The sequence below is a fragment of the Synergistes jonesii genome (assembly GCF_000712295.1).
Lineage (GTDB): Bacteria > Synergistota > Synergistia > Synergistales > Synergistaceae > Synergistes > Synergistes jonesii.
This window is the reverse complement of the sequence record NZ_JMKI01000016.1, coordinates 33,536-45,583: the sequence shown is the minus strand read 5'-3', so window position 1 is coordinate 45,583 and position 12,048 is coordinate 33,536. Positions and strand designations below refer to the sequence as shown.

The 12,048-nt window shown below is 49.1% G+C and carries 13 protein-coding genes; 5 read left to right on the top strand and 8 right to left on the bottom strand.

Going from position 1 to position 12,048, the window contains the following annotated elements:
• Positions 1 to 30 precede the first annotated feature (30 nt).
• The 3 genes from EH55_RS04255 to EH55_RS04245 all read right to left on the bottom strand — a co-directional run bounded on the left by EH55_RS04255 (position 31) and on the right by EH55_RS04245 (position 2,514).
• Positions 31 to 261, bottom strand: coding sequence for a hypothetical protein (locus tag EH55_RS04255; RefSeq protein WP_037975070.1), 231 nt, complete (start codon positions 259 to 261; stop codon positions 31 to 33).
• Positions 258 to 1,106 (bottom strand): ComEC/Rec2 family competence protein, encoded by an 849-nt coding sequence (locus EH55_RS04250; RefSeq protein ID WP_037975069.1) that lies wholly within the window; start codon positions 1,104 to 1,106, stop codon positions 258 to 260. The genes EH55_RS04255 and EH55_RS04250 overlap by 4 nt, the downstream gene beginning before the upstream one ends.
• Before the next feature lie 184 nt (positions 1,107 to 1,290).
• Complete coding sequence (locus tag EH55_RS04245; protein ID WP_037975068.1) at positions 1,291 to 2,514, bottom strand: CdaR family transcriptional regulator; 1,224 nt, start codon at positions 2,512 to 2,514, stop codon at positions 1,291 to 1,293.
• Positions 2,515 to 2,915: 401 nt separating this feature from the next.
• On the opposite strand from EH55_RS04245, the gene EH55_RS04240 reads away from it, so the two are divergent.
• The 4 genes from EH55_RS04240 (at position 2,916) to EH55_RS04225 (ending at position 6,981) form a co-directional block, all read left to right on the top strand.
• Complete coding sequence (locus EH55_RS04240; RefSeq protein ID WP_037975067.1) at positions 2,916 to 3,902, top strand: ornithine cyclodeaminase family protein; 987 nt, start codon at positions 2,916 to 2,918, stop codon at positions 3,900 to 3,902.
• A gap of 103 nt (positions 3,903 to 4,005) precedes the next feature.
• The gene (dctP, locus tag EH55_RS04235; RefSeq protein WP_051682635.1) at positions 4,006 to 5,001 is read left to right on the top strand and encodes a TRAP transporter substrate-binding protein DctP; all 996 of its coding nucleotides are present in this window, start codon (positions 4,006 to 4,008) and stop codon (positions 4,999 to 5,001) included.
• Between the two features lie 116 nt (positions 5,002 to 5,117).
• Positions 5,118 to 5,624: a TRAP transporter small permease gene (locus tag EH55_RS04230; protein ID WP_037975066.1), complete on the top strand. Its 507-nt coding sequence runs from the start codon at positions 5,118 to 5,120 to the stop codon at positions 5,622 to 5,624.
• Positions 5,602 to 6,981 (top strand): TRAP transporter large permease, encoded by a 1,380-nt coding sequence (locus EH55_RS04225; protein WP_236617070.1) that lies wholly within the window; start codon positions 5,602 to 5,604, stop codon positions 6,979 to 6,981. Before EH55_RS04230 ends, EH55_RS04225 begins: the two co-directional genes overlap by 23 nt.
• Before the next feature lie 84 nt (positions 6,982 to 7,065).
• On the opposite strand, the gene EH55_RS04220 is transcribed toward EH55_RS04225, so the two are convergent.
• Together EH55_RS04220 and EH55_RS04215 are read right to left on the bottom strand one after the other, a co-directional pair.
• Positions 7,066 to 8,019: an AEC family transporter gene (locus EH55_RS04220; RefSeq protein WP_141730495.1), complete on the bottom strand. Its 954-nt coding sequence runs from the start codon at positions 8,017 to 8,019 to the stop codon at positions 7,066 to 7,068.
• A 48-nt stretch (positions 8,020 to 8,067) separates the two neighbouring features.
• Positions 8,068 to 8,748, bottom strand: coding sequence for a GntR family transcriptional regulator (locus EH55_RS04215; RefSeq protein ID WP_037975061.1), 681 nt, complete (start codon positions 8,746 to 8,748; stop codon positions 8,068 to 8,070).
• A gap of 148 nt (positions 8,749 to 8,896) precedes the next feature.
• Between EH55_RS04215 and EH55_RS04210 the strand changes: the two genes are divergently transcribed.
• Entirely contained in the window at positions 8,897 to 9,193 is a 297-nt protein-coding gene (locus EH55_RS04210; protein ID WP_051682634.1) for a hypothetical protein, read from the top strand.
• A gap of 55 nt (positions 9,194 to 9,248) precedes the next feature.
• Here EH55_RS04210 and EH55_RS04205 read toward each other — a convergent pair whose 3' ends face one another.
• Genes EH55_RS04205 through EH55_RS04195 form a run of 3 tightly spaced genes read right to left on the bottom strand, consistent with a single transcriptional unit; the run spans position 9,249 to position 11,980 of the window.
• Entirely contained in the window at positions 9,249 to 10,481 is a 1,233-nt protein-coding gene (locus EH55_RS04205) for an MFS transporter (RefSeq protein WP_037975059.1), read from the bottom strand.
• Positions 10,478 to 11,311 (bottom strand): sugar phosphate isomerase/epimerase family protein, encoded by an 834-nt coding sequence (locus tag EH55_RS04200; RefSeq protein ID WP_037975057.1) that lies wholly within the window; start codon positions 11,309 to 11,311, stop codon positions 10,478 to 10,480. The genes EH55_RS04205 and EH55_RS04200 overlap by 4 nt, the downstream gene beginning before the upstream one ends.
• A 39-nt stretch (positions 11,312 to 11,350) precedes the next feature.
• A complete protein-coding gene (locus EH55_RS04195) occupies positions 11,351 to 11,980 on the bottom strand; it encodes a hypothetical protein (protein WP_037975055.1) in 630 nt (209 codons plus the stop codon).
• Positions 11,981 to 12,048 lie beyond the last annotated feature (68 nt).

The window sequence follows — 12,048 nt, the reverse complement described above, 5'->3', positions numbered from 1 at the left end:
GAAGACTTCGCCGCCGAGCGCCGCGCGGAGTTATTTTCTCTCTTTCATTTCGCGCAGCAGGGCATCCGTCTTTTCGCGGCGCCCCTTCTCCTCGTACAGCGAGGCGGTCAGCCTTATCGACTCGCCGCCGCGCACGCCGGCGGGCAGAAGCCTCAGCGGAAAGACGAACGCCGCGCCCTCCTCGGGCAAAAGCCGCGCTATTCCGCCGCTGACCGCGTCGATAAAAAGAATTGACGATTTTGTTTTCTGCCTCTCCTTCATTTGACCTCCCTCTTTCCGTCGAAAATCACCGACGTACCGTCGGTGCGCAGCTTGACGGCGCCGTCCGCCGTGTCGAAGCGCCTTACGCCGGCCTGCCTTATCGCTGCGACGGTCTCCCTGTGCGGGTAACCGTAGTCGTTCTCCTTCGCATAGCTGATGACTATGATCTCGGGCGACACCTCGCGCAGCAGCCGCGCGCTGGTGCCGTTGCTGCTTCCGTGATGAGCGGCCTTCAGCACCGTCGCGCGCGGGAGCGGCCTTATCGACGCGTACTCCTCGCGCTCCATGTCCCCCGTCATAAGGAATGAAATTTTTCCGTACGTCACGAGCATAACGACGCAATTGTTGTTCGGGTCGCTCCTCGTGTTCTTGAGGCGGCGCGCCGGCGCGAGCACCCTGAGCTCCGCGCCGCCCAACTTCGCCGCGTATCCGCGCCCCACCGTTTTAAACGGGATGTTTCTCTTTTTTATCTCGCGGTAAAACTTTTCCTGTATATGCGAGCCCCAGCTGAAGCCGCTGTCCCAGATCATGCCGACTGGGAACGCCGAAAGCAGCGCCCTCATGCCGCCGATATGATCCTCGTGGGGATGCGTCGCTACGAGCAGGTCTATTTTCCTCACGCCGCACGACTTGAGGTAGCGCGCGGTCCGCCGCGCGTTCTTCTCCGGTCCCGCGTCTATCACCATCGTTTCGCCTCCGGGCAGTATGAAAAGAGAACAGTCGCCCTGGCCGACGTCCACGCCGTAATAGCGCATGAGCGGGGCGCCGGCGGACGTGGCGATAGCCGCTGAGAGCGCCAAAAGCGCCGCGCAGATCGTGAACGCGAATATCCTTCTTCTCTTCATCGCCTTCCCCCTTCTTGCGCTTTCACCATTATTATATAACCGCAGCTCGCGTTTAACGCCGGCGCGGTGCTTCGTGCATCATATACGCCCGACGCGAAGGCTTTTTATATTATTTAGAAAACTTTTATATGGGTTTTACTATTTCCCAATTGCTTAACAGATAGCAGCTTAATAGTTTATATTATTAATCTTTCATTGCGGAAAATAAATCATATAATATTAATGCGATTTTTATTTTCGTGAAGTCATTCTGGTCTTTGAGATTGATTCCGGAAAATTCTTCTATTTTTTCGATACGATAATACAACGAATTCCTGTGGATACCGAGATTTTTGGAAATATAGCCAGGCCTGCACGGATTTTTGAGGACTTCTCGCAGAGTTTTTTCTGTCTCTTTGTCCCAGATTGGTGAATTAATGAGGCTGCCAAGCACATGGTTAATATATTTTTTTACGGTGTCTCGGTTCAGTGATAGGAACAAGTCTTCAATCTCATAATTTTCAATGTTGTATATACCCGATTTGCGTTTTACCTTATTTCCAATAGAAATGGCTTTGCATGCGCTACGGTATGAATCTGCAAGCCCTGCAATATTTGGGGAAACGGATCCAATTCCGACGATGGCGGAATACCCGAGTCGGCTCATCTCGTTGAAAACTGTTTCAGTCCTTTCTTCGACGTATGCCTTTATATCTTTGTTCAGCCGTCCGGATAGGTCAAGCAAGGCTACATATTTGTCAGAAGCTATATTTATCACAATATCCTGGGGGTTGATGAAGATGCCTCGTAGAACGCTTAGAATAGTAAGCTTGATTGTTTGCACGCGCAGTTCTGCTTCATGTGAATATCGTTCCGATCTGTGAATATTGTTGACAATGTCTGAAAAGTGGTTGATGTCGATTAAAATGATTATTTTTGCATTTTCAAAATTATATCCCAAGCTTTTTGCATATGAGACTATTATATCCGTGTTTACGTCGTCGGGTTTAAACGTAAGTATTTGGTTTACTAAATTACAGAGTGCATTTTCTTTAAGTTTTGATATCTCTGTCAACGATTTTTCTCGTAAGAACAGCTCGACCTCTTTTTGTACAAGATGTCCATATTTGTCGACTTCGTCCGGTCGTCCTGCAACTGATACGGTACCGATTGTTTCTTTCCCAAGATGTATGGGAAGGCATACTCCTTCTAGGACACCGATAGCTTTTGCTTCTTCTTCATAAAGCCCTTCAGCTGTATCATTCTGAATTACAGAAAAAGAAGAAGCATGAAGGGTGCCTATGCGCTTCTTATTTGTTACCCCTATAATAATTCCGTTTTTATCTGTAATAGTGACATTGTGCCCGATAATGGCCTCTGTATTCTCAACTATTTCTTGGGCGAACTGAGTCAGGACATCTGTGAACAAACTACGTGCTCCCCTTCATTATTATTTGTGGTTTCGAGGCGAAAATATTTAGAAAAAGTATAATGTACTTAATGTTATTATGCAAGTGCCATAAAGAATATATAAAAATAGGTTTTTCTCTTAGTGATTTTTAGGCAATATATGTTAGGCATTTATCCTAAAAAAGGTGATTTTTAGGAAAAATCTTTTAACATTATTCCAATGATTTTAATAATAGCAAACCATATAATATTTATAAAGGCTAATTGAAATATTTTTATATAAACATCGCTTGATGAAAGGTGGGAACTTTATTAATCTTAAATTTATACTAAAGATGTAGAGGAAAGTTCTAAGTTGGAAACTGTTTTCCCAAAAATATTAATTAGTAGCTGAAATATGTTAACAGGAGGGGCTATATTATGTTGAATGAAGTTTTATGGCTTTCGGAGGACGATGTTATATCGCTCAATATCTCCATGGCTGATGTCATATCGGCCGTTGAAGAAGGTTGGCGTCTTAAGGGTGAGGGCAAGGTAGAAATGCCGGCTAAGATAGGTATCCACCCAAGAGAAAATTGCTACATCCATGCTATGCCATGCTGGATAGGTGGAGGCGTGGATACATGTGGAGAGAAATGGATATCTGGATTCCCTGAAAACTTGCAGAAAAATATGCCTTATAACATCGGTCTGTTTATAATTACCGATTCAAACGATGGACACATGATTTCCGTAATGGACGCCACATATCTGACAACGATGCGCACCGGTGCTGCAAGTGCCGTCATTGCGAAATATTTCGCTGACCCCAAGAGCTCTAAACTAGCGGTAATAGGTGCCGGCACCCAGGGGCGCATCAGCGTGCATGCTATAAAGACGCAGTTCCCAGCTCTCAGAACCGTAGCTGCGTACGATCCGCTTGCTGTACAGCTGGACAAGCTTGAGGCTGACGCAAGAGCGGCGTTTAACGATCTTGAAGTAGTTAAGGCTAAGTCGATTGAAGAGGCCTGCAAGGACGCGGACATCGTGATTACATGTTGCCCAGTGCTTGCAAATCCACAGCGTTTCGTTAAAAAATCATATCTCAAGAACGATGTCCTCTGCATAGCTGTGGATCATGATTCTGCGTTCTGTGCGGACGTTATGACAGAAGCGCCGGTCTATGTAATAGACGACCGTGGTCAATATGAATATATGCAAGGTGGCGGGGTATACTTCCAGGGGTATCCTACTGAGCAAGAAATATACGCAGAGATGAGCGAAGTAATCGTTGGCAAAAAGCCTGTGGTGCTCAAGGGACGCAGAACGGCAGCCCCAATGGGCATAGCCTGCAACGACGTTATGACGGCAAGGCTCATTTATACTAAGGCCGTCGAAAAGAAAGTAGGGACTTGGGTCAAACATTAAAATAAACTAATGACTGGAAAGGACGGGGGCAATCTCTTCAATCCTATTGTGTGAGCTTTGGATCACTTTAATGTAAAAAAATATTAAGAGGGAGGATTATCTGATGAGAAACAAATTTTGTGCATTATTGGTAATGGTTTACGTTCTTTCGTTCGTAGGATTCGCCGAAGCCCTTACGCTTAGGCTTGCCGGACAAAACCCGGTAGCGCACCAGAATTCTGTACAGATGGAGAATTTTAAGAAAATCATTGAGGAGAAAACCGGCGGTAAAATCAAAGTAAAAACATATCCCGCAGGTCAACTTGGCGATTACGCACTTATTTACGAAGAAGTCAGCAAAGGCACCATTGATATGGCGCTAATAACGATTCCACCAAAGTTTGACCAGAAACAGCAGATATATTTTACTCCTTATCTTGTTTCTTCCTGGCATGAACTTTATAAACTCTTTGATCCAAACGGCTGGATGTATAAAAAGGTTAGCGGTTTTCACGACAAGATGGATATTAAGTTCCTTGGGTTTTTTATGGATGGCTTCGGTGGCCTTGGTCTGACTAAGGAGGCCAGCAAGCCGCTTGATCCAAAAGTTCCTAAAAATGTGCTGTGCCGTATTCCGAATAACGACGTAGCGAAGCTGACTATGACCAGCATGGGCTACCGCACCGTTTCTGTCCCTTACGCAGATCTCTACACGGCGCTTCAGACCGGGGTTGCTGAAGGTTGGTACGGTGGGGCGGCGGTTCACAGTTATCTCGGGTTCCGTGATGTTGTGAAATATTATTATCCGATGAATATTTACACGGAGCTTGAACAGTGGCTTATTAACAAAAAAACGTGGGATGGTCTGAGCCCGTCGGATCAGAAACTCATCGAATCAACTGTAGCCGAAATTAACAAGAACGCTGTCAAGATTGCCGAACAAGAAGAAATTATGTATCAGAAAAAACTTGCAGAAGCTGGTATAAAAGTGGTCAAAATCACGCCAGAACAGCTGAAGCCGACTGTTGACTACGTCCGTAAGATGGTGTGGCCTAAACTCGACAAGGTGCTTGGAAAAGAGCTCACACAGGAATTGATCGGGGAATATGCAAAAAAGTAATACTTAGGGGCTTTCTTCCAATCACCGTACCGGGAAAAGAACCTAACCCCATTCTTTTCCCGGGTTTTAATCTCTTATGTTCGGCTAAGTAACGCTTTAGAAAGGAAGATGTTTCTTTGGAGATTCTTCTTAAGTTACAGTCTATGCTTTTAAAATTTAAGAGAGCGGTAATGCTGTTTGTCGGACTTCTGCTCCCTGCGTTGATTACCTTAGGAGTCATATTCCGCTATGTCCTTAAGACGGATCTTTACGCTATTGAAGAAATCGAAGTCTTTATGGCGATATGGTTTTACTTTATGGGGGCAGCGTACGCAAGTTATAAACATGACCAGATAACGGCTAATATTTTGCAGACTATGGTAAAAAACTTTAAAATCAGAAAATTTCTTGCCGTAGTTGCTGCTGGACTTACCGTTGCCATAGGGTTTGCGTTCTGTTACTGGAGCGTAGACATGCTCGCGTACGCGTGGAAAAACAAGCCGATGACGGCTGTCTGGAAGCTGCCTTTAATAGGAGAGTACGCAGCTGTCGGCGTCGGCCTTTTTCTTATGCTGCTGTATGCTTTGCGTGATTTTGTAGAAGCATGTCGGCGTTCTCCTGATGCTGACGCAGTTGGCAAATAAGCGGGGGTATGTTGAAATGATTTTTATTGGAATAGTGATTTTATTTGCTGCATTGATACTTGGTATCCCTGTATGTTATGCATTCCTCGCCTCTGCTATGTTTTTTGTAATTATGGGCGATGTCAATCCCAGCTTTATGATCCCGTACGGCATAGATAAGATAAGTACGACAGTCCTCTTTGCCATTCCTCTGTTCGTAATAGCTGGAGGCCTAATGGAAAAGGGGAATATAGCGGATAAGATGATTGGGCTCGTAGAAAACTTTGTTGGTCGCATAAGGGGGGGGCTGGGAATCATAACCACTGTTTCGTGCGCCATATTCGGTTCCGTTACGGGAAGCGCTTGTGCGACGCTGACATGTATTGGCTCCATTATGTTCCCAAGGTTTGAACGCGCCAACTATCCTAAAGGCCACTGCGCCGCTTTGCTTGCTTCGACCGCTGTATTGGGAATGCTTATTCCGCCGAGCTCGATAATGATCCTTTACTCATGGACGGGAGGGCAGTCGGTCCTTGCGAGCTTTCTTGCGACAATCATTCCTGGGATCATCCTTACGACGCTGCTTGCGGTTCTAAACTGCTACATGCTCCGCAACAATAAAAACATAATTGTAGTATCAGATAAAGATATTGAAGATAAAGAAAAAGACTTTTATAGGGTTGTTCCGAAGCAGAGAAAAAAATTCTCCTTTTTCCACACTAAATTTGGCGAGGCGGTACCGGCGCTCTTTATGCCTGTAATTGTCCTTGGAGGTATTTATAGCGGCATAATGACGCCTACTGAGGCAGCCGGCGTATCAGTAATTTATGCTCTGCCGGTCGGCATGTATATTTATAAGGGGCTCACAGTGAGAGGTCTTTACAATACGATGATCGAAGCTGTGACGGCTACCGGAGCCATTATGATTATGCTCTTTGCGTGCAGCGTCCTGAGCAGAATATATATCATGGAAGACGTCCCCCAGCTTCTTTTGAAAATCCTGTATTCGATATCAACAAATAAGTATGTGATTTTGTTTATGCTGAACATATTTATGATAGTACTGGGGATGCTGATGGATGACTGCAGCGCCTGTGTGCTTGCAACACCGATACTTATCCCGATTATACAGGAGATAGGGGTGAATCCGGTGCATTTCGCTGCAATCGTCGCTGTGAACCTTGGGCTCGGCAATATAACGCCTCCATGCGCGCCGCTTCTCTACCTTTCAAGCAGTATATCAAAGGCGCCGATAAATGAAATGCTAAGGCCTACGCTGTGCTTCATTGTTTTCGGCTGGATTCCTGTATTGATCGTTACGACATATGTCCCTGCGTTGTCGTTGTTCCTACCGCGGCTCATATTGGGTGTCAATTAAGAAACACGGCCGATTAACGTTATCAGAGGCCAGTTTTTAGAGAATAAAGAAATCATATTCTTCTTTTCGTTATGCGGCAAGAAATTATACGCCGAGGAAGACAATCCACAACGGGATGGTGAGCGCGGATAGGAGCATCGTTATCACCGTCAGCTCGGCGGCGTGATCGCCGTCGAGACCAATACCGCGCGCCAGTACGAAGAGGGTCGCCGCTGTTGGCGTAGCCGTCACAAGCACGGAGACGTTTTTCAGCGACAGCTCGACTCCCGCTGCGGTGAGGCAGAGATAGAGTATCGCGGGATGAACGAAAAGACGCGCGGCGATCTCACGCCAGCAGGAGAGGAGCGCGTTGCGCGCGTTTTTCACATCGATTGAAGCGCCGAGGGCGAGAAGCGACATACCGGTGGCGGCGTTGCTCAGCATGTGAAGCGCTTTGTCAAGGCTGTCTGGGAGGCTCTTCAACCCCGCGAATACCAGCAGCATCCCGCATAGCGGCGCGGCTACCATTGGGTTTTTTATGATCCTCAGACATGTGTTTTTCAGAAAGGCTTTCAGGCTGTCCCTGCTCGCGAGAATGATTTCGCTGGCAAGCGGCGACAGCAGATTGTAAAGCGGTATCGCGACCGCGGCATAGAGGGAGAGCAGCACTACGAAGGACGAGCCGAACACTGACTCCACAATAGGAAGCCCCACGTAGATGGTATTGGGTCTCACAGAGGCCGCCGCCGTCAGAGCCATCTTACGCGCGTCGCGTTCTTTAAATATAAAGCGTTCAGTAATATAGGCGAGGAGCACGGTGGCGAGCGCGGCGGCTACAATAGCCCCTACAAATGGAAGATGCCCCGCGAGGCCGCCCTTTATATGGAAGGCATTGCGGAAGAGCAGCGCGGGGGAAATTATCCAGAAGAGGAACTTGGATACAGCTGCGATGTCGGATTTTGTTATGAATCCCTTTACGGAGAGGATATTTCCGACAGTCAGCAATATTGCCAGCGGCGATATGAGGATGAAGCCTCTCAGCAGTTGGCTAAAGGGCATAGATCGTTGCGGACAGTTTCTGCATGGTTTCGTTTTTTGCCATTCGCGTCAGTCTTCTTTTTTTGCTGTGTGCTTTAACTGATAAACCTTCAGTATCTGTGCGCAGTGTTCGCTGATGCATTCGAGCGCCTCGTTGACGTCGCCGTTCCAGAAGGCGTTTATGAGGCGGCGGTGCTCGGCGATGATCAGGTCGGCGTCCCTTTTCGGGTAGATCGACTGGACGTCGAGGCGCCTCATGTCGTCATAAATCTTGGACCAGAGCGGCGCCAGCTTCGTTATCCCGAGTTTGTCCACGATCGCGCTGTGAAATTCCATATCTTTCTTCATAAACTCGGTGGGCGAGCCCTTAAGCTTTTCCATCTCGTTCGTTATCGGGACGAGTGAACCGGCGAGCACCTGCGGCTCGCCTGATTCAATTATGCTCTTGATTGCGAAATGCTCTATCATGTCCCTCAATTTAAAGAGCTCGATGACGTCTGACTCCTTTATCTCGGAGACTACCGCCTTGCGGCGCTCCTCCCAGATGATCCATCCCTCCTGCAGCAGGAGTTTCAGCGCTTCGCGCACCGGCGTGCGGCTGATCTTAAAATCCTCGGCAAGCGTCCTCTCCATCATAACGCTTCCTGGAAGCAGTTCGCCATTGATTATCCTCTGCTTGAGCGTTTCATAAACCATTGAGGAAAGGCTCTGGTTTTTTTTATGTTCATCCTGATGCTTTGCGGCGTCCATGATCGGCGGCTCCCATTCTTGAATATTTTTGACATTCCATATCATAATTAAGCATTTTTCAGATAGATAAAAAATACCTTAATATGTATAATATACCTATATTCTACATATTATACTTTCATCTGTCAAATTTTGGAGGTTAGAAAAAATGATTACGATTTACGGCAGCGACCAGTGTCCTAAGACGGTAAAAATCCTCAAGCTCTGCAAAGAGCGCGGGATCGAGGCGAACTACAGAAATTTTGATAAAGAACTGAAAAGCATCTGGGAGTTCGTAGTCATGCGCGATGAAAACTCAAACTTCGACAAAACGAAAAAGAGCAAAAGGCTCGGCATCCCGGGCATCGTCTGCGAAAATGGCCACACATTCGACGGCGGCGAAGAGCCTTTCGACGCTGAGGCCGTCATGCACGTGATTGCGGAAAACGCAAAAGACCTGCGATAACTTACCGATAAAAGGAACATAGACAAAAACGTCGGGGTTCTTTTTGCATTCCATTTTAATAAAAGGCCCGGACCTTCATTATTTGGTAAAAACTCCAGCACTGTATTAGCAGAATAATGCCAAAGCCGAGAAGAAAGCCTTCTTCTTTATAATATCCGGGCGTCCCGGCGGGAAAGAGGTCGAGTACCGCGCCCGTGCCCCACTGGAAAACTATAACACCGAGGTAGATGAGCATGTTTATCACGCCGATAATCCCCGCGTTTTTATCGAGCGGCGCAAGAGCTCGCACAGCATTTCCCGTAAAAACATAGCCGGCGCCGTTGAAAAAACCTATCGCGAAGCCCGCCGTGCCGAAGATGGCAGTTGCGTCTCCTAAGTGCGGCGCGGCCATCCACAAAAACCAACTCAGCTGATTCAGCACACAGCAGTAGAGAAAAGCCCTCTTTTCATAGCGGGGCGGACAGCGTTTGAAGAAAACCCCGCCTACAGCCGGGCCAACGACGAGCCCGACGCTTATCAGCGTGGCGCAGAGACGCGCCGCGGAAAGCTCCGCGCCGGCCGCGCTCTGTATCCAGCTGACCGCCCACAGCCCCTGCAGCGCAGCGATGCCCGCGGCGGTCGAGGCCCAGGTTAGCATGACGACGCGCAGTGGAAAGAGGCGCCATGACGCTAAGGCCGTCGCCGCAAGCTCTGATATCACCCCTTTGACGGCAAGCCGCCTTGTGGAGAAGGCCAGGCGCGGGTCGCGACCTTTGGAGAGCAGTAGGAAGACGCCCAGCAGAAGCGCTGCGAGGGCAAGGGAGAAAAAGACGCCGCGCGGCCCGATAATGTCGAGACACCAGCCCAGCGGGGCGATCGCCGCCACTGTCCCAGAATGTCCGATCACGAGGCACATCCCTACCAGCGCCGGATAATTTTCCCGGGAAAAGGCGTAGGCGCAGTACATCAGAAGCGCCGTGAAGGTGCTCGCCATCCCCAAGCCGCAGAGGGCGCGCCCCGCGCCGATGGCGAGGACCGAAGAGGAGACCCCCATCGTAAAGCAGCCGGCGGCGGCCAGCAGTAGCGACGCCCCGCAGCAAACGAAAGGCCCTCTGTCGTCCACCAGCACCCCCCAAACTCCATAGCTTGCTCCGTAAGTGTAAAAAAAGAGGCTCGAAAGAAAGGCGACGGTGGCCGCGGAGAGCCCCATCGACCTGGCGAGCGGCGGCAGGACGACCACGCCAGATACGCGCATCAGGTTGCTCATGAAATAGGCCGCCAGCAGCGCGGCGAGAAAGAAATATTTCATCTCACCGCGCACTGCGCCGGGTAAAAGACATCCTTCAAATACGCCATCCCCTCACGCGCCACGCTGTCCCCGTCGGGAACGGGACGGCATTCTATCGTCACCCAGCCGTCATAGTCGATCGAGCGCAGCACCTCCGCCGCGGCGCGGAAGTTGAAATGCCGGTCGTCGGGCAGCAGCCGCCCGCAGTCCGAGACATGGAAAAGGGTCATCCGATCCTTTGCCAGCCGCAGCGCCGCCGCAACATCCCCCTCCTCGCTGATCATATGATAGGTGTCGGCGTTGTAGAATAGACGCTTTGAACGGAACTTTTCGATGAAGCGCAGCGTCTCGGCCGTCGAATTATAGAGGTCGCCGTCGCGCCTGTTGATCTGTTCGAAGCAGATGCGTCCGTCGATCTCGTCGGCATATTCTATCGTTTTATACATGCTCTCGGTTAGGCGCGCCTCGTATTCTTCGGCGGTGTCGTCCTTCTCCATACGCCCGCGCAGAAAACCTATCAATATCTGGCTGTCCAACTCTCGCGCGAAGTCCAGCTGGCGTTTGAGCCGTTCTACTGTCTTCGCGCGCACCGAGGCATCCTTCGCGCTCATGTTGTGCCCCTCGAAGAGATAGCTGAGGCCGGTAGTCACGGCGGAGGCGCGCATTCCGTAACGTTCCAGGCTCCTGCGCACCGCCGCGTAGTCGTAGTCCAGCGGGTTTTGTATCTGCAGTTCTATAGCCTCATATCCGAACGAGGCGGCGCGCCGCGCGCACTCCTCATAGCTGCCGCGCAAAGGGAACGGGAAGTCCGCAGGCAGCGTAATATCCACTGCTATTATGCTGAATTTCATTACTCTCAACTCTTTTTATCAAAGTTTACTTAAAAATTGTCAGCGGTCGATCTCAATCGGCATATACACGCAGTCGGTGATGCTGTGATATTGGTGCCATGGATAATAGCCGGTCTCGTCGTAAAATTTGTCGTGTACTATGCCTGGGGCCATGATTACCTCCTGATAGAAGGTCTCGTCGCTGTTTTCGGTGAACTTCTGCATTTTGCCGAAGCCGAGTATCTGCGCGTGCACCTCGTCGAAATCGGGCGTATGGGTCTGGTGCTTCCCCGACGGCGACATCGGCGCAGCGTAACAGAAATTTATCCTCCTGCCGCCGACCGTTATCTGCGGCGATTTATAATAAGGAATGCCGCGGTGGCGCTCGAAGCCGGAGACGTCGAAGAGCGACGGCCACGTTCTCTTCATAGATGCCCAGAACTCCGGCTTTTTTGCGTCCTTGTCGTAATCCCTGACGACGAGCGCCTGCTTTATCCGTGTGACGGCAACGTTCCACACGATCGTGCCCTTCAGCGGAAGAAGCGGGATCGTCTTTACAAAGATATTCTCTCCCTCGTTCACCGAGAGGTTAAAGACGAGGCTCTTTTCATTTATAAAATATTCCGTTTCGTTTTCAACATACTCTACATCAAAGAACGGTTCTGCAAAACTTAATGCTTGAATGCTCATAATAATCTCCTTTTTTAATATTAATTATTGTTATTTTTTCCGTGTCTCCACACATGGACATTATGTTG